This window comes from Variovorax sp. GW821-FHT09D07 (assembly GCF_059416345.1).
In genome coordinates this window covers 40,080-61,877 of record NZ_JBWKOY010000002.1, presented here as the reverse complement: position 1 = coordinate 61,877, position 21,798 = coordinate 40,080, and the positions used below count along the sequence as shown (strand labels likewise).

Genomic DNA, 21,798 nt, shown 5'->3' with positions numbered 1-21,798 from the left:
CATCAGCAAACGGTATTTCCTCCCGGGCGCCCTGCCGTCCGATAGTCGCGCCAGTCCACTCGACACAGAAGTGGCGCACAGGAGACCTCCCCTTGACCTTTCCTTCCTTCGAGGGCGCCGATGCCGGTGCCCTCTGCTTCAGCTCGCGCGTTCTTCGCGTGAAGCGGCACCCGCTCGGCCTGGCCCTGCTGGCGCTGGCCGGCGCGGCCTCGGCGCAGTCCTCGGTGACGCTGTTCGGCGTCATGGATGCGGGCGTCAGCCATTTCGAGACCGTCAGCGAGTACCGCCCGGCGTTCGATCCGCGGCGCCCTGCCGCCGCCCTGCTGGCCGCGGCCGTGCCGCGGGTGACGCAAAGCCAGACCACGCTGTCGCGCGGCGGCTACCGCGGCAGCAGCCTGGGTTTTCGGGGCACGGAAGACCTGGGCGGCGGCCTGGCGGCGAGCTTCTGGCTGGAGTCGAACATCAGCAACGACGACGGCAAGACGGGCCTGGCCTCCTTCGCCAAGCGTTCGACGCTGAGCCTGTCGGGCGGCTTCGGCGAGCTGCGGCTGGGCCGCGACTACACGCCGATCTTTCGCAACGACTCGCTGGCCGACCCCTTCGCCGTGCAGGGCGCGGGCCTGTCGGTGATCGCGCGCGTCAACAGCGCCTCGTCCACGCTCCTGGGCGGCGCACCGGCCGGCGTGGCGGCCGGCGACAACTACGCGCGCGCCAGCAACAGCATCGGCTACTTCCTGCCGCCGGACCTCGGCGGCTTCCACGGGCAGTTCCAGTACGCGTTGCCCGAGAACGTCCGCTACAGCCCGGACGTGACGCCGACGAACGCGCGTGGGCGCTACCTGGGCGGGCGCTTCGGCTACGCCAAGGGGCCGCTCAACGTGGCGCTGGCGTTCGGTGAAGACAACAAGGACCGCCTGCCCTCGGGCGCCGCGGCCCGGCCGCCCGTCGACGCCGGCGGCGAGGACCGGCTGAAAACCCTCAGCCTGAGCGCCACCTACGACTTCGGCCCCGTCAAGCTGCTGGGCGAACTGTCGCAACTGCGGCACCGTCGCGCGCAGACACAGCCGTGGATGCAGGATCGCACCGACAAATACAACGGCTACCTGGTGGGCGCCACGGTGCCCGTGGGCCCGGGACTCCTCCGCGCCTCTTTCGGTCGCGTCAGCTACAAGGCCGGCGCCACCGGCCTGCCGGGAGACACCGCACAAGGCGCCAGCGCCAGCCAATGGGCGCTGGGCTACGTGCACCACCTGTCCCGCCGCACGGCGCTGTACGCCACGTTCGCGCGCGTTCGCATCCGGGACGGCCAGAACGACAAGGCGATCGGCGCCGTGACGAGCGCCAGCGACGCGCCCTATCCGGGCTACCTGGCCGCCAGTGGCTGGCGCCCGCGCAGCGCCACGGGCTACGACTTCGGCATCCGCCACATCTTCTGATCCTCGTTTTCATGCGCCCCTGCATTCATTCCATGTTGACCCACACCTCCACCTTTGCCCTTCGTTCCCTGGCCGTGGCCGTCCTCCTCGCCTTCGGCGCGGGCGCGCAGGCCCAGCCCGCCGCATCGCCGCAGGCGTCGGCGATCCCGCCGCTCGTCGATGCGATGTACCCCCGGCTCGACGCTCTCTACAAGGACCTGCACGCCCACCCCGAGCTTGCTTTCAAGGAAACGCGCACCGCCGCCCTGCTCGCCGCCGAGATGCGCGCCATCGGCTTCGAGGTGACCGAGAAGGTCGGCGGCACCGGCGTCGTGGCGCTGTATCGCAACGGCCCCGGGCCGGTCGTGATGGTGCGCACCGACATGGACGGCCTCCCGATGGAAGAGAAGACCGGCCTGCCTTACGCCAGTCAGGCCCGCACCGACTGGGGCGGGCGCGACAGCTTCGTGGCCCACAGCTGCGGCCACGACATCCACATGGCCAGCTGGCTCGGCACCGCGCGCGCGCTGGTCGCGCTCAAGGACCAATGGAAAGGCACGCTGATGTTCATCGGCCAGCCCGCCGAAGAAACCGTCTCGGGCGCCAAGGCGATGCTCGCGGACGGCCTGTTCACGCGCTTTCCCAAGCCCGACGCCGCGTTCGCGCTGCACACGGCGCCCACGCCCCACGGCGCCATCGGCTACGGCATCGGCATCAGCAGTTCCAACTCCGACGCCCTGGAAATCGTCTTCAAGGGACGCGGCGGCCACGGCTCGCGGCCGCACACCACCATCGACCCGATCGTGATCGCCGCGCGCTTCGTCACCGACGTGCAGGCCGTGGTGAGCCGCGAGAAAGACCCGGCCGAATTCGGTGTCGTGACCATCGGCGCCATCCAGGGCGGCACCGCCGGCAACATCATTCCCGACACGGTCACGCTGCGCGGCACCATCCGCTCGTACAAGCCGCAGGTGCGCGAGCAGCTGCTGGCCGGCGTGCGCCGCATGGCCATGGTCGCCGCCGCGACGGGCGGCGCGCCCGAACCCGTGGTCAAGCTGGTGCCGGGCGGAGAAGCGCTGGTCAACGACGAAGCGGTCGTGACGCGCGCGGCCACCGCGCTCAAGCAGGCGCTGGGCCCGGCGCAGGTCGTTCAATCCACGGTGCCCTCGACGGGCAGCGAAGACTTCTCGGCCTTCATCAACGCCGGCGTGCCGTCGATGTACTTCACTGTCGGCGTGCTCGATGCGCGGGACATCGCGGCCTCCGCCCAACCCGGCGGCAAGCCGCTGGCCCGCAACCATTCGCCCTTCTTCGCACCAGTGCCCGAGCCGTCGATCAAGACCGGCGTGCACGCGATGACCGTGGCGGTGCTCAGCGCGCTGGGCAAATAGGGACGACGGCATCCCCCAAAGAAAAACGGCGCCCGAGGGCGCCGTTTGTGCGTTCAGAGAAAGCCCGTCGATCAGTCTTCGACGAAGGCCTCTTCGCGCTTCGATTTCACGGCCGGCAGCAGCACGATGATGAGCAGCAGGGCCGCGGCCGCCAGCAGGCTGGCCGAGATCGGACGCGTCACGAACACGCTCCAGTCGCCACGCGACAGCAGCAGCGAACGGCGCAGGTTCTCTTCCATCATCGGGCCCAGGATGAAGCCCAGCAGCAGCGGCGCAGGCTCGCAACCCAGCTTGAAGAAGGTGTAGCCCACCAGACCGAAGATGCCCACCATCCAGATGTCGAAGGTGTTGTTGTTGGTCGAGTACACACCGATCGCGCAGAACAGCACGATCGCCGGGAACAGGAACTTGTAGGGCACCGACAGCAGCTTGATCCACATGCCGATCAGCGGCAGGTTCAGCACGATCAGCATCGCATTGCCCAGCCACATCGAGGCGATCAGGCCCCAGAACAGCTCGGGGTTGCTGGTCATCACCTGCGGGCCCGGCTGGATGTTGTGGATGGTCATCGCGCCCACCATCAGCGCCATCACGGCGTTGGGCGGAATGCCCAGCGTCAGCAGCGGAATGAAGGAGGTCTGCGCGCCGGCGTTGTTGGCCGACTCGGGAGCCGCCACGCCGCGGATGTTGCCCTTGCCGAAGGGCACTTCGCCCGGCTTCAGCTTGGTCTTCTTCTCGATCGTGTAGGCCGCGAAAGCTGCCAGCAGCGCACCGCCGCCAGGCAGGATGCCCAGGGCCGAACCCAGCGCGGTGCCGCGCAGCACGGCAGGCACCATGCGCTTGAAGTCTTCCTTGGTCGGGAACAGGCCCGAGACCTTGGCGGTGAACACTTCGCGCTCGTCGTCCGGACGCGAGAGGTTGGCAATGATTTCGCCATAGCCGAACACGCCCATGGCGATGGCCACGAAGCCGATGCCGTCGGTGAGTTCAGGGATGTCGAAGCTGTAGCGTGCGACACCCGAGTTCACGTCGGTACCGACCAGGCCCATCAGCAGGCCCAGCACGATCATCGCGATCGCCTTGAGCAGCGAGCCCGATGCCAGCACCACGGCGCCGATCAGGCCCAGGATCATCAGCGAGAAGTATTCGGCGGGGCCGAACTTGAAGGCCAGCTCGGTCAGCGGCGGTGCGAAGGCGGCAAGAATCAGCGTGCCGACGCAACCCGCGAAGAACGAGCCCAGACCGGCCGCAGCGAGCGCCGGACCTGCACGGCCCTTGCGCGCCATCTGGTAGCCGTCGATCACGGTCACCACCGACGACGATTCGCCCGGCAGGTTCACCAGAATCGCGGTGGTCGAGCCACCGTACTGTGCGCCGTAATAAATACCGGCCAGCATGATCAGCGCCGACACGGGCGGCAGTGCGTACGTGGCGGGCAGCAGCATCGCGATGGTCGCGACCGGGCCGATGCCCGGGAGCACGCCGATCAGCGTGCCCAGAATGCAGCCGACCAGGCAGTACAGCAGGTTCGTGAAGGTAAAGGCAACGCCAAAACCCATTGAGAGGTGTTCAAACAGTTCCATGTGAGCAGCTTTCTTCTCTCAACCGATGAAGGTCGGCCAGACCTGGATCTGCAGCTTCAGCGCCCAGATGAATGCAACGTAGCTGCCGATGGCCAGAACGGTGGCCAGGATCAGCACGGTGGGCAACTTGAACTCGTGGCCCGCGAGGCTGGCGATGATCACGAGCGCGTAGATCGCGATGATCATGCCCATGGCCGGCACGCCGATGCTCGGCAGGCCGCCCAGCAACACGCCGAAGGCGAGGTTGGCGCCCAGGATGAACACCACTTGCTTCCAGGCCCACTTGCCGATTTTTTCGCCATCGGTCGTTTCAACGGTGAGCCCGCTGAACATGATGCCCAGGCCGATCAGCGCCATCAGGATGCCCAGCATGAGCGGGAAGTAACCCGGACCCATGCGGGCGCCGCTGCCCACGCTGTAGGTGGTGGCGCCCCATGCGAACGCCACGCCCACGACGGTGAACATCAGTCCCGAGAAAAAGTCTTTCTGACTTTTGATTTTCACGAACAGTCTCCTCGAACAATTTCGATGCGGGATTGTCGAGTCAGCCTCCGGTCAGGCCGATGTGGATTCCACTAACCGAAGGACTAGGGATAACCCGAAATGACTCATGGGATCCCTTCAAGAAACACCGCGGAACCGGCTTTGCCGGGCCGCTGGTGTTGCCCCCGGCGAGGGGGTTGGCGTAGCGACACGAAGTGCGCGAAGCCTGGGGGAGGACCTATTCCAGCGGAGGCGTGGCGCTGAGCACTTCTTCGATGGTCGTCACGCCCTCGGCCACGCGCAGCGCGCCGGCCAGGCGCAGCGGCCGCATGCCGTCGATCACGGCCTGGCGTCGCAGGCCCGTGAGGTTGGGCTCCTTGGTGACCTGGTCCTTGAACGGCTCGGTCACGCTCAGCAGTTCGTACAGGCCCATGCGGCCCATGTAGCCGGTCATGCGGCAATCGACGCAGCCCACGGGCTTGTAGGCGCGCACGGGGCCGGTGATCTGCCACGGCTTGACGATGGCCTCGAGGCTCTCGCGCGTGACCGCGTCGTCGGGCTGCTTGCAATGCGGGCACAGCGTGCGCACGAGGCGCTGCGCGAGCACGCCCAGCATCACGGCGGTGATGAGGTACGAGGGCACGCCCAGTTCCATCATCCGCGTGATGGCGCTGGGCGCATCGTTGGTGTGCAGCGTGCTGAACACGAGGTGGCCGGTGAGCGCGGCCTGCACCGCCATCTCGGCGGTGGCGAGGTCGCGGATTTCGCCGACCATGATGATGTCCGGGTCCTGCCGCATCAGCGCGCGCAGGCCCTCGGTGAAGCCGAAGTCGAGCTGCGGCTGCACCTGCGTCTGGTTGAACGAAGGCTCGATCATTTCGATCGGGTCTTCGACCGTGCTCACGTTGACCTCTTCGGTCGCCACGCGCTTGAGCGTGGAGTACAGCGTGGTGGTCTTGCCCGAACCCGTGGGCCCGGTCACCAGGATGATGCCGTTGGGCCGCGTGACGAGCTGCTCCCAGCGCTGCGCGTCGTGCTGCGCGAAGCCCAGCGCGTCGAGGTCCTTCACCGCGGTGTCGGGGTCGAAGATGCGCATCACCATCTTCTCGCCGAAGGCGGTCGGCAAGGTCGACAGGCGCATTTCGATTTCGTCGCCGCGCATGTTGCGGGTCTTGATGCGGCCGTCGAGCGGGCGGCGTTTTTCGACCACGTCCATGCGGCCCAGCAGCTTGATGCGCGCGACCATCGCGTTCATCACGCCCATGGGCATCTGGTAGGCGGGGTGCAGGATGCCGTCGATGCGAAAACGGATCACGCCCTGCTCGCGGCGCGGCTCCAGGTGGATGTCGCTGGCGCGCTGGTCGAAGGCGTACTGCCACAGCCAGTCGACCACCTGCACCACACTCTGGTCATTCGCGTCGAGCTGCTTGGTGCTCTTGCCCAGCTCGACCAGTTGCTCGAAGCTCGCGCCGCCGGTGTTGCCGCCGGCCTTCTGCGCGGCGCGCACCGACTTGGCGAGCGCGAAGAACTCGGCCGTGTAGCGCTGGATGTCCGACGGGTTGGCCACCACGCGGCGCACGGTGCGCTTGGACTGGCGCTCGACCTCGGCGATCCAGTCGGTGAGGAAGGGCTCGGCCGTGGCCACCACCACCTCGTTCGGCAGCACCTGCACCGGCAGCACCTTGTGACGCTCGGCGTAGCCGGCGCTCATGGTGTCGGCCACCTTGCCCACATCGACCTTGAGCGGATCGATGCGCAAGTAGCTCAGGCCGGCGCGGCCGGCCAGCCACTGCGTGAGCGCCTCGAGGTCGAGCGGCTTGCCGTCGGCCTCGCGCGTCATGGCCACGTTGGCCAGGCGCACCAGCGGCGCCTGCCGGCTCTCGGCCTGAGCGCAGCGCGCGATGGTGCGCTTGGCCTCCATCGGCGAGATCACGCCGTCGGTGGCGAGCCATTCGATCAGGCGACGCAGGTCGAGCGGACCTTCGTGGCGGGCAGCAGAGGCGGAAGCGGCGGCGGGTACAGCGCTCATGAACCGGAGGTCAGGTGATCAGGTGGTGAGGGAAAGCGTCATCGGCTTGAACACCCGCAGCCATTTCGGCGCGGGCAGGCCCCAGCGAGTCTGGATGGTTTGGGCGCGCTCGGCAAGCACCTCGCGCTTCGGGCGCGACGCTGCGCGCTGGGCCAGCACCACCGTGTTGCCTTCGCGCGTCGGCTTGAAGGCCCAGACCGCGTCGGCGCCGAAAGCGGCGGCGATTTTCTCGAGGCTGCGCTCGTAGCTCGAGGAGCGGCCGAACAGGTTGACCGTCATGCAGCCGTCTTCGGTGAGCAGCGCGCGGCAGTCGGCATAGAAGTCCTCGCTGTCGAGCACCGGCGCGGCGGCCTCGTGGTCGTACAGGTCGACCTGCAGCGCGTCGACCGTGCCCTGCCATTCGGGCTTGCGGATTTCCTCGGCCGCGTCGGCGATCACCACGCGCAGCTTCAGGTCGTCGGCCGGCAGCTTGAACCAGCCGCGGCAGGCCGACACCACCTGCGGGTTCAGCTCGACCGCGGTGGTGCGCATGCGCAGCGTCTTGCGGCTGAACTTGGTGAGCGTGGCCGCGCCCAGGCCCAGCTGCATCGCGTGGCGGTTGCCCACGCCCTTGCTGTCGACGAACAGCAGCCAGGCCATCATGCGCTGCACGTACTCGAGCTCGATCTCGAAGGGCGCGTCGAGCTTCATCGAGCCCTGGACCCATTCGGTGCCCAGGTGCAGGTAGCGGATGTCGCCCCAGTCGGAAAAATTGACTTCGGGCAGGACGAGGGTTTTCTTGGAAAAAGCGGAAGAAGCCATCAGAGAAGGTGGTGGGCAACGAAGACCTCGCGCCAGGCCGCGAGCTTGCGCTCGAAGGACCACGACGCGTTGGCGGGGCTGGTGGAGGGCAACGAATACACCGGCACCCCAAGGGTGCGCGTGTGGCGTGCGTGCTTGAAGCTCTCGCCGCCGTTGTGGGCGATGGCGGCGAGCTTCGGCAGTTGCAGGCCGGCGATGTCGTTCACGACCGGCGAGCGGATCGCGGTGTCGAGGCTGCCCTCGCGCTCGCAGGCGCCGTACACGTCCCACACGCCGAGGCCGCGATCGAGCAGCCAGTCGCAGCGCGCGCGGTAGCTGTCTGCGCCCGTCGGAAGCAGGGGGTCGGGCCAGAGGGCTTGCAAGATCTTCCAGAACTGATTTTGGGGATGCGCATAGTACTGCTGCCGCTCGAGCGACTTGACGCCCGGGAAGCTGCCGAGGATGAGCACGCGTGTGTTCGGCGAGACGATGGGCGCGAGGCCGGTCAGCACCATGCCGGCACTGTCGGCAACGGTCGGGGACGGGACGGCGGTCGGTTTCATGGGCGGTATCTTGGCATTGCCGCGCGGTGTGCCCGAACGCCCATGAAAAAACCCGCCGAAGCGGGTTCTTTCGTCAAGCACGGGCCGAAGCCCGGTGCATGGAAGTTACGGCTTCTTGGCCGCTTCGTTCTCGGCCGTGCCCGGCACCTTCTCGCCGATCGCCTTGCCGGCGCTGCGCATGCCGTCGGCCGTCTTGTGGCCGGCCGTTTCCACCGCGTCGCCGGTCTTCACGGCCGCCTTCTTGGTGGCGGTGGTGGCCTTCTTGGTGGTGTTCTTGGTTGCGTTCCAAGCCTTCTTGGTGCCGCGCTCGGTGGCGTTGGCTGCCTTCTTGGTGCCGCTCTTGGTGGCATCCCAGGCCTTCTCGGCGCCGCTTTCGGTGGCGTTCACGGCCTTCTTGGTCGTGCTCTTGGTGGCGTCCCAGGCCTTCTCGGTGCCGCGTGCGGTCGCATCGACGGCGTCCTTGCCGGCTTCCTTCACCTTCTCGGTGGTCGTGGGCTCGGCCGCGGTGGTCTGCGCGATGGCCGACACACCGATGGAGGCCAGCGCCAGTGCGAGCGCGACGGGCAGGGTACGAACAAAAGATGTGGTCATGAAAGACTCCTTTTTTGAGTGAAGTGCGGAGTGACGACAGTGCCACTGGACAACCAACGTCACTTCGAACTTCAAGGATGACAGCAAAAAGGGCCCAACGACCTGCGCTGGCGCAACTCGGGAACTTGGCCTACGCGGCGGGCGGACGCCCCTCCGACACGTTCAGCAGACTTTGGAGCTTCGGCAGGGCTGCCACCGCATTGCGCGTGGTGTTTTCGGCCAGCGACGCGATGTCGATGCCCCGCAGCTGCGCGACCACTTCGGCGATGCGCGGCAGCTCGCCGGGCTCGTTGCGGCCCTGCGCTTCGCCCGCCCCGCGCTGCGCCTGCGTGCGGTACAGCCAGTGCGGCTGGATGTCGGGCGCGTCGGTTTCCATCACCAGCGCGTCCATCGGCAGGGTGGCCGCGAGGCGGCGCAGCTGCAGCGCGCGCTCGAAGGTCACGGCGCCGCCGAAGCCCAGCTTGAGGCCGATCTCGATGCAGGCCTGCGCCTGCTGCTCGCTGCCGTTGAATGCGTGGGCGATGCCGTGCCACGGCCGCCCTCCCGCGGTCTGGCGCAGATGCTTGAGCACCTTGTCGACCGAGCGCCGCACATGGATGAGCACGGGCAACCCGTGCTTGCGCGCCAGTTGCAACTGAGTGTGAAAGAAGCGTTCCTGTCTATCGGCGTCCAGGCCTTCGACGAAGTAGTCGAGCCCGATCTCGCCGACCGCCACCAGGCGCGGATCGTCGCGCCGCGCGTGCAGCTCGTCGTCGAGCGTCTGCAGGTCCGCATCGCTCGCCTGCCCCGTGCACAGCGGGTGGATGCCCAGCGCGTAGGCGTCGCCCTGCGCGTGCGCCAGCGCGCGCACGGTGGCGAAGTTGAAGGCCGCCACCGCCGGAATGACGCACAGCACTACGCCCTGCGCCGCCGCGCGGGCGCGGATGACGGGCATCTCGGCACCGAATTCGGGCGCATCGAGGTGACAGTGGGTATCGACAAACGCAGCCATCGCGCGATGATGCCCGAAGGGATGCACAGGCGCGGAAAGCGTGCTACTGTGAACTCCTTCACGCGTCCTTTTTTGCCGGAGGTGCTCCGATGCGCAGGCCCGCTTTCTACAGCCGCTCGCCCCGCACGCTGCCGCCGGCCGCAGCACCGGCGGCCGGGTCGCCGGCGGATGCCGCGGCTGTGGCCGAGGCCGACGCCGTGCAAGCCCCACCGCCTCGCGCACGCTGGCAGCCCGGCCGCCGCGCCTTCGCGCTGCTCACCGTCAGCTGCATCGCCATCGCCGCCGGCGGCGCCTTCTGGGCACCGCGCCAGGGCGCCAAGGCGCTCACGCAGAAAGACATCGACGCCGCCGTGCTGCGCACGCTGCAGACCGCCACCCTGCCCTCGCCCGCGGCCAAGGCCGCCGACATCGTGCGGCCCTCGGTGGTGCGCGTGGTCGGCTACGGCCCCGAGAAGGCCACGCCCGAAGCCAAGACCCAGAAGCGCGGCCGCAACATGGCCAAGGGCAAGCCGCCCGAAGCGCCCGCCGACGGCGGCACGCCGGGCGAGGTCGAGCGCGGCGTGGGCACGGGCGTGGTGATCGTCGACAAGGGCGTGATCCTCACCAACCTGCACGTGGTCGCCGGCGCCGAGAAGATCAAGGTCACCTTCGCCGACGGGCTCGAAGCGGTGGCCGTCATCACCGGCGTGCAGCCCGAGAACGACCTGGCGGTGCTGCAGGCCCAGAAGATCCCCGACGACCTGATCCCCGCCGTGATGCGCTCCACCGCCGACCTGCGCTCCGGCGACCAGGTGGCGGCCGTGGGCTTTCCGTTCGGTATCGGGCCTTCGGTGTCGGCCGGTGTGGTGTCGGGCCTGAAGCGCTCCTTCCGTTCGCCCGAGGGCAAGCAGGAGCTGGGTAACCTGATCCAGTTCGACGCCGCCGCCAACCCCGGCAACTCGGGCGGCCCGCTCATCAACATGGACGGCGAGGTGCTGGGCATCGTCACCGCCATCCTCAACCCGACGCAGCAGCGCACCTTCATCGGCATCGGCTTCGCGGTGCCGATCGAGAACGCCGCTTCGGCGGCCGGCTCGCCGCCTTTCTGATTTCTTCGAAAGCCCTTCGCATGAGCACAGAAAACCCGACCTCGTCGACCTTTGCAACCGCCCCCGCCACCGCCGAGCTGATGGAGCAGATCCTCTACGAGGTGAAGCGCGTGGTCGTGGGGCAGGACCGTTTTCTCGAGCGCGTGATGGTCGCGATGCTCGCGGGCGGGCACCTGCTGGTCGAGGGCGTGCCGGGGCTGGCCAAGACGCTCACCATCAAGACGCTGGCCGACACCGTGCGCGGCCAGTTCAAGCGCATCCAGTTCACGCCCGACCTGGTGCCGGCCGACCTCGTGGGCACGCGCATCTACAACCAGAAGACGGGCGAGTTCAGCACCTCGCTGGGCCCGGTGTTCGCCAACCTGCTTTTGGCCGACGAAATCAACCGCGCGCCAGCCAAGGTGCAGAGCGCGCTGCTCGAGGTGATGCAGGAGCGCCAGGTCACCATCGCCGGCGAGACGCACAAGGTGCCGCGCCCCTTTCTCGTGATGGCCACGCAGAACCCCATCGAGACCGAGGGCACCTACCCGCTGCCCGAGGCGCAGGTCGACCGCTTCATGATGAAGGTGATGGTCGACTACCCGAGCGACGAGGAAGAGTTCGTGATCGTGCAGCGCGTGATCGGCCCGCCCGTCTCGGCCACGCCGGTCGCCACCACCGAACAGCTGGCCGAGCTGCAGGCCGAGGCGCGGCGCGTGTACGTCGACCCCTCGCTGATCCAGTACGCCGTGAAGCTCGTGTCGGCCACGCGCACGCCCGAGAAGCACGGCCTGAAGGACCTGCGCCGCTTCATCACCTTCGGCGCCAGCCCGCGCGCCAGCATCAGCCTGACCGAAGGCGCGCGCGCCCTGGCGCTGCTGCGCGGCCGCAGCTACGCGCTGCCCGAAGACATGAGCGCACTGGTGCCCGACGTGCTGCGCCACCGCGTGACGCTGTCCTACGAAGGCCTGTCCGAAGGGCTCACGCCCGACGGGCTGATCGAGAAGATCATGAAGGCCGTTCCCGCTCCCCCCAAACCTCTGGAACATGAAAAGCTGGTGGCGTAAGGCCCCCGAGGCCGCGAACGACGACCGGCTCGCGATCGAAGCCGGCGGGGCCGAACGCGCGCTGCGCAGGCTCGAATGGACCGTGATCCGCCGCCTCGACGGCCTGCTGCAGGGCGACTACCGCACACTCATGCGCGGCACCGGCCTGGACCTGGCCGACCTGCGCGAGTACCAGCACCACGACGACGTGCGCCACATCGACTGGAACGTCACCGCGCGGCTGCAGACGCCGCACGTGCGCGTGTTCACCGAAGACCGCGAGATGGCCGCGTGGTTCGTGCTCGACCTGAGCCGCTCGGTCGATTTCGGCTCGGGCCTGAAAGCCAAGCGCGAGATCTCGGCCGGCTTCGTCGGCGTGCTCGCGCGGCTGCTCACGCGGCACGGCAACCGGGTCGGCGCACTGGTCTACGGCCGCGACCTCGAGGCCGTGATCCCGCCGCGCACCGGCCGCCGCCATGTGCTGCACCTGCTGCACGCGATGGAAAAGCGCGCGAACCAGGCCGAGGCCGCGCCCGCGCAGAAGGGCATGACGCGCCTGGCCGACCTGCTGACCTCCGCCGCTTCGCTCATGCCGCGCCGCTCCACCGTGTTCGTGGTGTCCGACTTTCTCAGCGAGCCCGGCTGGGAGCGCCCGCTGGGCCAGCTGGTGCAGCGGCACGAAGTGATTGCCGTGCGCCTGTTCGATCCGCTCGAGCTCGAGCTGCCCGACCTCGGCCTGGTGCCGCTGCGCGACGCCGAGACTGGCGAGCAGCTGTGGGTCGACACCCATGACGCGGGGTTCCGCAAACGCTTCGCGCGGCTGGCCGCCGAGCGCGAGACCACCCTGCGCGAGTCGCTGGCCCGGGCCGGCGTCGACGCCCTCGAACTCTCGACCAATGACGATCTGGTCGAAGCCATCGTGCGATTCGCGGACCTGCGCAAGCGCCGGGTCCGCGGCGTCGCGGCGGGTGGCGGGAAGGCGGTGGTGGCGGCATGACATTCCTCTGGCCTCAATTCCTCTGGCTGCTGGCGGCCTTGCCGCTGCTGGTGCTCCTGTATGTCTGGCTGATCCGCCGCAAGAAGAAGATGGCGGTGCGCTACGCCAGCCTGTCGATCGTGCGCGAGGCCATGGGCCCGGGCCAGAGCCTGCGGCGCCACATCCCGCCGCTGCTGTTCCTGGTGGCCATCACCGCGATGCTGGTGGCGGCGGCGCGGCCGATGGCGGTGGTGGTGCTGCCGTCGAACCAGCAGACCATCATCCTGGCGATGGACGTGTCGGGCAGCATGCGCGCGGCCGACGTGCAGCCCAACCGGCTGGTCGCGGCACAGGAGGCGGCCAAGAGCTTCATCAAGGACCTGCCGCGCCACGTGAAGGTGGGCATCGTCGCCTTCGCGGGCAGCGCGCAGGTAGCGCAGTTGCCCACCACCAACCACGACGACCTCGTGACGGCCATCGACAGCTTCCAGCTGCAGCGCGCCACGGCCACGGGCAACGCCATCGTGGTGTCGCTGGCCACGCTGTTCCCCGACGCGGGCATCGACATCTCGCAGTTCAGCGCGCCCAGCCGCCAGCGCGGCATCCCGATCGACCAGAACGAGAAGCAGCTCAAGGAATTCACGCCCGTGGCGCCCGGCTCGTTCACCTCGGCCGCGATCATCATGCTGACCGACGGCCAGCGCACCACCGGCGTCGACCCGCTGGACGCCGCCAAGGCCGCGGCCGACCGCGGCGTGCGCATCTACACGGTGGGCGTGGGCACGGTCGACGGCGAAACCATCGGCTTCGAAGGCTGGTCGATGCGCGTGCGGCTGGACGAAGAAACGCTCAAGGCCATCGCCAACAAGACCAGCGCCGAGTACTTCTACGCCGGCACCGCGAGCGACCTGAAGAAGGTCTACGAGACGCTGAGCTCCAAGCTCACCGTGGAGAAGAAGGAAACCGAGATCTCCGCACTGTTCGCCCTGGGCGCCGCGGTGCTCACGCTGCTGTCGGCGGGGCTGTCGCTGCTCTGGTTCAACCGGATTCTTTAGCGCTCTGCGAGGGTGGAGCGGGTGGCAGCTTCACCGCCCCCACGCCGCCCAGGAACAGGTCGGCCACGATCGGCGCGATGGCCGCGTGGTCGAGCCGGCCGCCGGGCTTCATCCAGGTGAACATCCAGTTGATCATGCCGAACAGCAGCATGGTCAGCGGCTTGGCGAGCTCGTCGCTCGGCGCGCCGGGGCGCAGCGCCGACACGGCGCGCGCAAAGCCGGCGACCACGGCGCGCTCCTGGTCGAGCACGCGCTCGCGGTCCTCGTCCTCGAGAAAGCGCACGTCGTCGGTCAGCACGCGGTGCGCGTCCTGCGCGCCGGCGTACTCCTCGACGATGCGATAGATGAAGCGGCGCAGCCGCTCCTCGTCGGTGGACGGCTGGGCCTCTTCCTCGGCCACCAGCGCCGCCAGCTTCGAGACGTGCGTCTCGGCGATGCTGATGAGCAGGCTGCTCTTGTCCTTGTAGTAGTGGTAGAGCGTGGCCTTCGACAGGTTGCAGGCCTCGGCGACCTGGTTCATCGAGGTCGCGGGGTAGCCGCGGCGGGCGAACAGCTGGGCGGCCTGCGCGAGGATCAGTTCGCGCTGGTCGTCGTAGGTGGCGGATCTTCCACGCGGCATCGGGTCTTCTTCCTGGGTTGTCTGTCGGTTGCTGGCGTGCAGCAGGCTCGATCTTGCATGAAGCCGCAGGGCTATCCGCGGCGGGTGGCGATCAGGGATTTCACGTCGGTGGCGGGCAGGCGCGGGCGGTCTTTTTCCACCTCGGCGAGCGGCGCCACCTCGTGCAGGCTGGCCAGGCTGCGCACCGTCAGCGCCTGGTAGGTCTGCGTGCCTTCGAGCTTCCAGGCGATCTCTTCGTCGCTGAGTTCGCGCCGCACCTTGGCCGGGATACCCGCCGCGAGCGAGCGCGCGGGCACCTTCATACCGGCGGGCACGAAGGCGCAGGCCGCGACGATGGCTTTCTCGCCCACCTCGGCCTCGTCCATCACCACCGCGTTCATGCCCACCAGCGCGTCGCGCCGCACGATGCAGCTGTGCAGGATCGCGCCGTGGCCGATGTGGCCGTTGACCTCCACCACCGTGTCGTTGTCGGGAAAGCCGTGGATGCAGCAGTGGTCCTGCACGTTGGAGCCCTCCTGCAAGACGATGCGGCCGAAGTCGCCGCGCAGGCTGGCGCAGGGGCCGACATAACAGTTGGGGCCGACGATCACGTCGCCGATCAGCACGGCCGTGGGATGCACGTAGGCGCTCGGGTCGACGACAGGAATCACGCCGTCGATGGAATAGCTGGGCATTCGGTCTCCTTGTTTTTTCGCAGGCCTCAGGGTTTGCCCTGAAGGCACCCCGCTTGTGCCGGAATCGAGGTCGATCCTAAAATCAACCGAACGGTCGGTCAATAGTGTTTACGCACCGAACCGTCCCCACAAAGGATGAAAGAGACACGCATGACTGAGCCTTTGGTACTCATCAGCGACAGCGGCGCCGTCCGCACGCTGAGCCTGAACCGCCCCGCGGCGCTCAACAGCTTCACGACCGGGCTGCACGCCGAGTTGCTGGCCGCGCTCGAAGCCGCTGCCGCCGACAGCAGCGTGCGCTGCGTGGTGCTCACCGGTGCCGGCCGCGCCTTCTGCGCGGGGCAGGACCTGGCCGACCCGTCGGTCGCGCCCGACCCCACGCCGGGTGCCGCGCCCAAGGACCTGGGCCACGTCATCTCCACCTACTACGGCCCGCTGGTCGGGCGCCTGCGCTCGATGCCGGTGCCCGTGGTTGCCGCCGTCAACGGCGTGGCGGCCGGCGCGGGCGCCAACCTCGCGCTGTGCTGCGACCTCGTCGTGGCCGGCCGCTCGGCCAGCTTCATCCAGGCCTTCACCAAGATCGGCCTCGTGCCCGACACCGGCGGCACCTGGCTGCTGCCGCGCCTCGTGGGCCCGGCGCGCGCGCTGGGCATCGCGATGCTGGGCGACAAGCTGCCCGCCGAGGAAGCCGCGCGCATCGGCCTCATCTGGCAGTGCGTGGACGACGCGGCCCTGGCCGACACCGCCGCCGCGCTGGCGGCGCGCCTGGCCGGCATGCCCACGCGCGCGCTGGTCGCCACCCGCGAAGCGATGGCCGCCGCGCAAAACCTCGACCTGGGCGCGGCACTTGCCGAAGAAGCGCGCATCCAACGCGAGATGGGCAATGCCGACGACTACCGCGAAGGTGTCGAGGCTTTCCGCGCCAAGCGCGCCCCGGTGTTCAAGGACCGCTGAGATGACCGACGCTTCCCGCACCCCGCAACAGACCGCCGAGTACGTGCGCGACGGCATGTTCGCGAACGACAACGCCAGCAAGGGCCTGGGCATGCGCATCGTGGAGGTCGGCCCCGGCCAGGCCACGCTCGAGATGCGCGTGCGCCCCGACATGCTCAACGGCCACGCCATCTGCCACGGCGGCTTCATGGCCACGCTGGCCGACTCCACCTTCGCCTTCGCCTGCAACTCGTACAACGAGCTGACCGTGGCCTCGGGCTTCGCCATCGACTTCCTCGCGCCGGCGCGCGAGGGCGACGTGCTCACCGCGCGCTGCTTCGAAGTCTCCAAGGCCGGGCGCACCGGCGTGTACGACACCGAAATCACCAACCAGCGCGGCGAGCGCATCGCGATGTTCCGCGGTCGCTCCTACACCGCCAAGGGCCGGCCGGCCGTCCCGGCCGCTTGAGGAGACACAACACCATGACCGTGAAACGCCCCGCCCCCGGCGACCTCGACCCGATCGAAACCGCCAGCCGCGACGAGATCGCCGCCCTGCAGCTCACGCGCCTGCGCGCCACGCTGCGCAACGCGTATGACAACGTGCCGCACTACCGCCAGGCCTTCGATGCCAAGGGCGTGCACCCCGACGACCTGAAGTCGCTGGCCGACCTGTCGAAATTCCCGTTCACGGTGAAGACCGACCTGCGCGACAACTACCCCTTCGGCATGTTCGCCGTGCCGCGCACGCAGGTGGCGCGCATCCACGCGTCGTCGGGCACCACCGGCAAGCCGACCGTGGTGGGCTACACCAAGAACGACATCGACACCTGGGCCGACCTGGTCGCGCGCTCGATCCGCGCAGCGGGCGGACGGCCCGGCGACATGATCCACGTCGCCTACGGCTACGGCCTCTTCACCGGCGGCCTCGGCGCGCACTACGGCGCCGAGCGCGCGGGCTGCACCGTCATCCCGATGTCGGGCGGCCAGACCGAGAAGCAGGTGCAGCTCATCCAGGACTTCAAGCCCGACATCATCATGGTCACGCCCAGCTACATGCAGGTGATCATCGAGCAGTTCGAGCGCCAGGGTCTCGATGCCAAAGACAGCTCGCTCAAGGTCGGCATCTTCGGCGCCGAGCCGTGGACCGAAGCCATGCGCCGCGACATCGAGACCCGTGCCGGCATCGATGCCGTCGACATCTACGGCCTCTCCGAAGTGATGGGCCCGGGCGTGGCCAGCGAATGCGTCGAGAGCAAGGACGGCCCGGTGATCTGGGAAGACCACTTCTACCCCGAGATCATCGACCCCGAAACGGGCGAGCTGAAGGCCGACGGCGAAGAAGGCGAACTGGTCTTCACCTCGCTGAGCAAGGAGGCCATGCCGATCGTGCGCTACCGCACGCGCGACCTCACGCGCCTGCTGCCGCCCACCTCGCGCGCGTTCCGCCGCATGGGCAAGATCGTCGGGCGCAGCGACGACATGATGATCATCCGCGGCGTGAACGTCTTCCCCACGCAGGTGGAAGAGATCGTGCTCGCGCACAGCGCCCTCACCGGCCTGTACCAGGTGCGCGTGAGCCGCGAAGGCCTGCTCGACCAGGTCGAGGTGCACTGCGAACTCACACCGCACGAAGCCGCCGCGGCCGACCGCAACGCCATCTCCGAGTGGGTGCAGCACCGCGTGAAGACGCTCATCGGCATCTCCACCCGCGTGGTCGTGCACGGCCCCGACGAAATGGAACGCACGCAGACCGGCAAGGCCCGGCGCGTCGTCGACACGCGCCCGCGCTGAGCGCCCGCGCCCCCACACACCGCACCGAAAGGACACGCACATGTACACCCAGGCCATGGACACGATGGGCAAGGACGCAGGCGACGGCAAGCAGAAGGCCGTGCGCTCCGCCGACGAGTTGCGTCTCGAGGAACGCTTCGACGCGCGCATCGACGCCGGCGACTTCATCGAGGCGAAAGACTGGATGCCCGAGCACTACCGCAAGACGCTGGTGCGCCAGATCAGCCAGCACGCGCATTCGGAAATCGTCGGCATGCTGCCCGAGGGCAACTGGATCAGCCGCGCACCCACGCTCAAGCGCAAGGCCATCCTGCTGGCCAAGGTGCAGGACGAAGGCGGCCACGGCCTGTACCTGTACGCCGCCGCCGAAACGCTGGGCACCTCGCGCGACCAGATGTTCGACGCGTTGCACACGGGCAAGGCCAAGTACAGCTCGATCTTCAACTACCCCACGCTCAGCTGGGCCGACATGGGCACCATCGGCTGGTTGGTCGACGGCGCGGCCATCATGAACCAGGTGCCGATCTGCCGCTGCTCGTACGCACCGTATGCGCGCGCCATGATCCGCATCTGCCGCGAGGAGAGCTTTCACCAGCGCCAGGGCTACGAGTCGCTGCTGACCATGATGACCCACGGCACCGACGCGCAAAAAGCCATGGTGCAGGACGCCGTCAACCGCTGGTGGTGGCCCTCGATCATGATGTTCGGCCCGCCCGACGACCAGTCGCCCAACTCGGCGCAGTCGATGCGCTGGGGCATCAAGCGCTTCAGCAACGACGAGCTGCGCCAGAAGTTCATCGACGCCACCGTCGAGCAGGCCGCGATCCTCGGTGTGACGCTGCCCGACCCCGACCTGAAGTGGAACGAAGAACGCCAGGCGCACGACTTCGGCGTCATCGACTGGAGCGAATTCTGGCGCGTGATCGCCGGCGACGGCCCCTGCAACCGCGAACGCCTGCAGGCCCGCGTGGACGCCTGGGACGACGGCGCCTGGGTGCGCGAAGCCGCGATGGCCCACGCCAACAAACAACCGATGAAGGAAGCAGCATGAGCACCGAAGTGAAGCAAGAGTGGCCCCTGTGGGAAGTGTTCGTGCGCAGCAAGGCCGGCCTGGACCACAAGCACTGCGGCAGCCTGCACGCGGCCGACCCCAAGATGGCGATCCAGATGGCGCGCGACGTCTACACGCGCCGCCAGGAAGGCAGCAGCATCTGGGTGGTGCGCTCCGACCAGATCGTGGCCAGCGACCCGGGCGACAAGGACATGTTCTTCGACCCGGCCGAAGACAAGGTGTACCGCCACCCCACCTTCTACGCGCTGCCCAAGTCCGTGGACCACATGTGAGCGAGCGGCACGCCATGCAAGCCTCGATCGAACTGAACCGCACGCCCGCCGTGCACTACCTGCTGCGCATCGGCGACACCTGCCTGGTGCTCGCGCAGCGCCTGGGCGAATGGTGCGGCCACGCACCGGTGCTCGAAGAAGACATCGCGATGGCCAACATCGCGCTCGACCTCGTCGGCCAGGCCCGCGCGGTGCTCACGCACGCCGGCCAGCTCGAGGGCGCCGGCCGCGCGCACGACGAAGACCAGCTCGCCTACCTGCGCGACGAGCGCGACTACTTCAACCTCACGCTGGTCGAGCTGCCGCGCGGCGACTTCGCCTTTGCCGTGCTGCGCAACACCATGGTCGCCACGCTGCTCAAGCTGCTGTGGCAACGCCTGGCCGCGTCGAGCGACGCCGAGGTGGCCGCCATCGCCGGCAAGGCACTGAAGGAAGCGCGCTACCACCAGCAGCACTCGGCCGACTGGGTCGTGCGCCTGGGCGACGGCACCGACGAATCGCGCCGCCGCACCGAGAAGGCGCTCAAGCAGCTGTGGCTCTACGTGCCCGAGCTGTTCGACAGCGACGACGTCGATGCGCAGGCCAGCGCCAGCGGCCTCGGCCCGGCCTGGAGCGAACTGCGCGAACCGTGGCTGGCCGAGATGCAGCAGGTGCTCGACGCCGCCGGCCTCGCCATGCCGAAGGAAGCCGCGTTCCGCAGCACCGGCAAGCACGGCGTGCACAGCGAGCACATGGGCTACATCCTGGCCGAGATGCAGCACCTGCAGCGCAGCTTCCCCGGGGGCGTGTGGTGACGAACGCCCTGGCGTCGCGCATTGATGCGGCGTGGGCCGTGCTCCATTCGGTGCCCGACCCCGAGGTGCCCGCCGTGTCGGTCTGCGACCTGGGCATCGTGCGCGAGGTGATCGAGCACGACGACGGCCTGGAGATCGTGCTCACGCCGACCTACTCCGGCTGCCCCGCGACCGAAGCCATCGAGCACGACGTGCTGGCCGCCATCGAGAACGCAGGCCTGGGCCGTGCGCGCGCCACGCTGCGCCGCGCACCCGCCTGGACCAGCGACTGGATCAGCGACGCAGGCCGCGACAAGCTCAAGACCTACGGCATCGCGCCGCCCGCGCACCTCACGCCCGAAATGGCGGCCAACACCGCCATGCCGATCAAGCTCTTCGGCCGCATGGCCGGCGAGCGCATCGCCTGCCCGCGCTGCGCCAGCGAGCGCACCGAGCGCCTCTCGGCCTTCGGCTCCACCGCCTGCAAGGCCCTGTACCGCTGCATGGCCTGCCGCGAACCCTTCGAACATTTCAAGCCTATCTGAGGCACGCCCACGATGAGCACCCTCTTCCACCCCCTGCGCGTGAAGGCCATCGAGCCCGACACGCACGAGGCCGTCATCGTCTCGTTCGAGGTGCCGCCCGCGCTGCGCGAAGTCTTCGGCTTCACGCAGGGCCAGTACCTCACGCTGCGCCATGACATCGACGGCCAGGACCTGCGCCGTTCCTATTCGATCTGCGCCGGCCTCGACGACGGCGAGCTGCGCGTCGGCGTGCGCAAGGTGCGCGGCGGCGTGTTCTCCAACTGGATCAACGCCCACCTGCAACCCGGCGACAGCCTGCAGGTGATGGCGCCGCAAGGCCGCTTCTTCGTGCCCATCGAGCCCGAGGCCGCGCGCCACCACGTCGGCATCGCCGGCGGCAGCGGCATCACGCCGATCCTGTCGATCATGAAGACCGTGCTGGCACGCGAGCCCAAGAGCCGCTTCACGCTGATCTACGGCAACCGCCAGCTGCAGTCCACGATGTTCAAGGAAGAGATCGAGGACCTGAAGAACCGCTACATGACGCGGCTCGTGCTGCAGCACGTGTTCTCCGACGAGCACACCGATTCGCCGCTGGGCTTCGGCGTGATGAACCGCGAGAAGATCGGCGAGTTCCTGGCCTCGGTGGTGCCCGCCGCGCAGATCGACCACGTGTACGTGTGCGGCCCGTTCCAGATGAACGACGAGGCCGAGGCCGCGCTGCTCGCCGCGGGCGTGCCCGAGGATCGCATCCACATCGAGCGCTTCGGCGTCGCGCTGCCTTCGGCCAGCCAGGTCGGCGCGGTGGTGCACGAGGCACAGCCGGGCGACGCCAAGCAGGCGCGCGTGACCATCGTGCGCGACGGCCTGCAGCGCGAGATCACCTACACCGAGGGCCAGCCCAGCATCCTCGATGCGGCGTCGGCGGCCGGACTCGAGGTGCCGTTCTCGTGCACCTCGGGCGTGTGCGGCACCTGCCGCGCGAAGTGCGTGGACGGGGAAGTCCGCATGGAAAGAAACTTCGCCCTCGACAAGAATGAGGTGGCCGCGGGATTCGTGCTGACCTGCCAGGCCCACCCCCTGACCGAACGCGTCACGCTGTCCTTCGACGAGCGTTGAACGCACGGCTTTTCCCTCGGCCTTTCCCCTTTCAACCCGGAGACAAAC

The 21,798-nt window shown here is 68.5% G+C and carries 23 protein-coding genes; 14 read left to right on the top strand and 9 right to left on the bottom strand.

The genetic code is table 11. The annotated features are described in order from the left end of the window. Positions 1 to 158: 158 nt before the first annotated feature. Entirely contained in the window at positions 159 to 1,436 is a 1,278-nt protein-coding gene (locus AC07OX_RS06495) for a porin (RefSeq protein WP_495260899.1), read from the top strand. Positions 1,437 to 1,468: 32 nt separating this feature from the next. Further along, complete coding sequence (locus AC07OX_RS06490; protein WP_495260855.1) at positions 1,469 to 2,806, top strand: amidohydrolase; 1,338 nt, start codon at positions 1,469 to 1,471, stop codon at positions 2,804 to 2,806. Positions 2,807 to 2,877: 71 nt separating this feature from the next. Here AC07OX_RS06490 and AC07OX_RS06485 read toward each other — a convergent pair whose 3' ends face one another. From AC07OX_RS06485 to AC07OX_RS06455, 7 genes are all read right to left on the bottom strand, one after another. Next, the gene (locus AC07OX_RS06485; protein WP_062479412.1) at positions 2,878 to 4,389 is read right to left on the bottom strand and encodes a tripartite tricarboxylate transporter permease; all 1,512 of its coding nucleotides are present in this window, start codon (positions 4,387 to 4,389) and stop codon (positions 2,878 to 2,880) included. Positions 4,390 to 4,407: 18 nt separating this feature from the next. Continuing rightward, positions 4,408 to 4,893 (bottom strand): tripartite tricarboxylate transporter TctB family protein, encoded by a 486-nt coding sequence (locus AC07OX_RS06480; RefSeq protein WP_062479410.1) that lies wholly within the window; start codon positions 4,891 to 4,893, stop codon positions 4,408 to 4,410. Positions 4,894 to 5,110: 217 nt separating this feature from the next. After that, positions 5,111 to 6,901, bottom strand: a complete 1,791-nt coding sequence (gene tfpB, locus AC07OX_RS06475) for a type IV pilus assembly ATPase TfpB (RefSeq protein WP_495260856.1) — start codon at positions 6,899 to 6,901, stop codon at positions 5,111 to 5,113. Positions 6,902 to 6,919: 18 nt separating this feature from the next. Continuing rightward, positions 6,920 to 7,702, bottom strand: coding sequence for a class I SAM-dependent methyltransferase (locus AC07OX_RS06470; RefSeq protein WP_495260857.1), 783 nt, complete (start codon positions 7,700 to 7,702; stop codon positions 6,920 to 6,922). Further along, positions 7,702 to 8,244 carry a DNA-deoxyinosine glycosylase gene (locus AC07OX_RS06465; RefSeq protein WP_495260858.1) on the bottom strand — a complete coding sequence of 181 codons (543 nt, stop codon included), beginning with the start codon at positions 8,242 to 8,244 and terminating at the stop codon, positions 7,702 to 7,704. The genes AC07OX_RS06470 and AC07OX_RS06465 overlap by 1 nt, the downstream gene beginning before the upstream one ends. 105 nt (positions 8,245 to 8,349) lie before the next feature. Next, positions 8,350 to 8,835 carry a hypothetical protein gene (locus tag AC07OX_RS06460; protein WP_062479399.1) on the bottom strand — a complete coding sequence of 162 codons (486 nt, stop codon included), beginning with the start codon at positions 8,833 to 8,835 and terminating at the stop codon, positions 8,350 to 8,352. 130 nt (positions 8,836 to 8,965) lie between these two features. Continuing rightward, positions 8,966 to 9,826, bottom strand: coding sequence for a TatD family hydrolase (locus AC07OX_RS06455; protein WP_495260859.1), 861 nt, complete (start codon positions 9,824 to 9,826; stop codon positions 8,966 to 8,968). A gap of 89 nt (positions 9,827 to 9,915) precedes the next feature. On the opposite strand from AC07OX_RS06455, the gene AC07OX_RS06450 reads away from it, so the two are divergent. From AC07OX_RS06450 to AC07OX_RS06435, 4 genes are read left to right on the top strand one after another with little or no spacing between them, the layout of a single operon-like run. Continuing rightward, positions 9,916 to 10,914, top strand: coding sequence for a S1C family serine protease (locus AC07OX_RS06450; protein ID WP_070063643.1), 999 nt, complete (start codon positions 9,916 to 9,918; stop codon positions 10,912 to 10,914). Positions 10,915 to 10,934: 20 nt separating this feature from the next. After that, a complete protein-coding gene (locus AC07OX_RS06445) occupies positions 10,935 to 11,960 on the top strand; it encodes an AAA family ATPase (RefSeq protein ID WP_070063644.1) in 1,026 nt (341 codons plus the stop codon). After that, positions 11,941 to 12,936, top strand: a complete 996-nt coding sequence (locus tag AC07OX_RS06440) for a DUF58 domain-containing protein (protein WP_070063645.1) — start codon at positions 11,941 to 11,943, stop codon at positions 12,934 to 12,936. The genes AC07OX_RS06445 and AC07OX_RS06440 overlap by 20 nt, the downstream gene beginning before the upstream one ends. Continuing rightward, on the top strand, positions 12,933 to 13,970 hold the full coding sequence (locus AC07OX_RS06435) for a VWA domain-containing protein (RefSeq protein ID WP_062478619.1): 1,038 nt from the start codon (positions 12,933 to 12,935) through the stop codon (positions 13,968 to 13,970). Before AC07OX_RS06440 ends, AC07OX_RS06435 begins: the two co-directional genes overlap by 4 nt. Here the strand turns inward: AC07OX_RS06435 and AC07OX_RS06430 are convergent. Together AC07OX_RS06430 and AC07OX_RS06425 are read right to left on the bottom strand one after the other, a co-directional pair. Further along, positions 13,954 to 14,589 (bottom strand): TetR/AcrR family transcriptional regulator, encoded by a 636-nt coding sequence (locus AC07OX_RS06430; protein WP_062478622.1) that lies wholly within the window; start codon positions 14,587 to 14,589, stop codon positions 13,954 to 13,956. The two genes, AC07OX_RS06435 and AC07OX_RS06430, sit on opposite strands and share 17 nt — an antisense overlap. 71 nt (positions 14,590 to 14,660) lie before the next feature. Beyond that, the gene (locus tag AC07OX_RS06425) at positions 14,661 to 15,263 is read right to left on the bottom strand and encodes a phenylacetic acid degradation protein PaaY (RefSeq protein ID WP_095743881.1); all 603 of its coding nucleotides are present in this window, start codon (positions 15,261 to 15,263) and stop codon (positions 14,661 to 14,663) included. 150 nt (positions 15,264 to 15,413) lie between these two features. Between AC07OX_RS06425 and AC07OX_RS06420 the strand changes: the two genes are divergently transcribed. Genes AC07OX_RS06420 through paaE form a run of 8 tightly spaced genes read left to right on the top strand, consistent with a single transcriptional unit; the run spans position 15,414 to position 21,750 of the window. Then, positions 15,414 to 16,217 carry an enoyl-CoA hydratase-related protein gene (locus AC07OX_RS06420; RefSeq protein ID WP_495260860.1) on the top strand — a complete coding sequence of 268 codons (804 nt, stop codon included), beginning with the start codon at positions 15,414 to 15,416 and terminating at the stop codon, positions 16,215 to 16,217. Position 16,218: 1 nt separating this feature from the next. Then, positions 16,219 to 16,665, top strand: coding sequence for a hydroxyphenylacetyl-CoA thioesterase PaaI (paaI, locus tag AC07OX_RS06415; RefSeq protein WP_062478628.1), 447 nt, complete (start codon positions 16,219 to 16,221; stop codon positions 16,663 to 16,665). A 14-nt stretch (positions 16,666 to 16,679) separates the two neighbouring features. Beyond that, the gene (gene paaK, locus AC07OX_RS06410; RefSeq protein ID WP_495260861.1) at positions 16,680 to 17,990 is read left to right on the top strand and encodes a phenylacetate--CoA ligase PaaK; all 1,311 of its coding nucleotides are present in this window, start codon (positions 16,680 to 16,682) and stop codon (positions 17,988 to 17,990) included. Between the two features lie 40 nt (positions 17,991 to 18,030). Then, entirely contained in the window at positions 18,031 to 19,041 is a 1,011-nt protein-coding gene (paaA, locus tag AC07OX_RS06405) for a 1,2-phenylacetyl-CoA epoxidase subunit PaaA (protein ID WP_369631630.1), read from the top strand. After that, complete coding sequence (paaB, locus tag AC07OX_RS06400; protein ID WP_062478634.1) at positions 19,038 to 19,334, top strand: 1,2-phenylacetyl-CoA epoxidase subunit PaaB; 297 nt, start codon at positions 19,038 to 19,040, stop codon at positions 19,332 to 19,334. The genes paaA and paaB overlap by 4 nt, the downstream gene beginning before the upstream one ends. A gap of 14 nt (positions 19,335 to 19,348) precedes the next feature. Next, positions 19,349 to 20,128, top strand: coding sequence for a 1,2-phenylacetyl-CoA epoxidase subunit PaaC (paaC, locus tag AC07OX_RS06395; protein ID WP_095949436.1), 780 nt, complete (start codon positions 19,349 to 19,351; stop codon positions 20,126 to 20,128). Next, positions 20,122 to 20,652, top strand: a complete 531-nt coding sequence (gene paaD / locus AC07OX_RS06390; RefSeq protein WP_495260862.1) for a 1,2-phenylacetyl-CoA epoxidase subunit PaaD — start codon at positions 20,122 to 20,124, stop codon at positions 20,650 to 20,652. Before paaC ends, paaD begins: the two co-directional genes overlap by 7 nt. Before the next feature lie 12 nt (positions 20,653 to 20,664). Continuing rightward, on the top strand, positions 20,665 to 21,750 hold the full coding sequence (gene paaE, locus AC07OX_RS06385) for a 1,2-phenylacetyl-CoA epoxidase subunit PaaE (RefSeq protein ID WP_062478643.1): 1,086 nt from the start codon (positions 20,665 to 20,667) through the stop codon (positions 21,748 to 21,750). Positions 21,751 to 21,798: the final 48 nt, after the last annotated feature.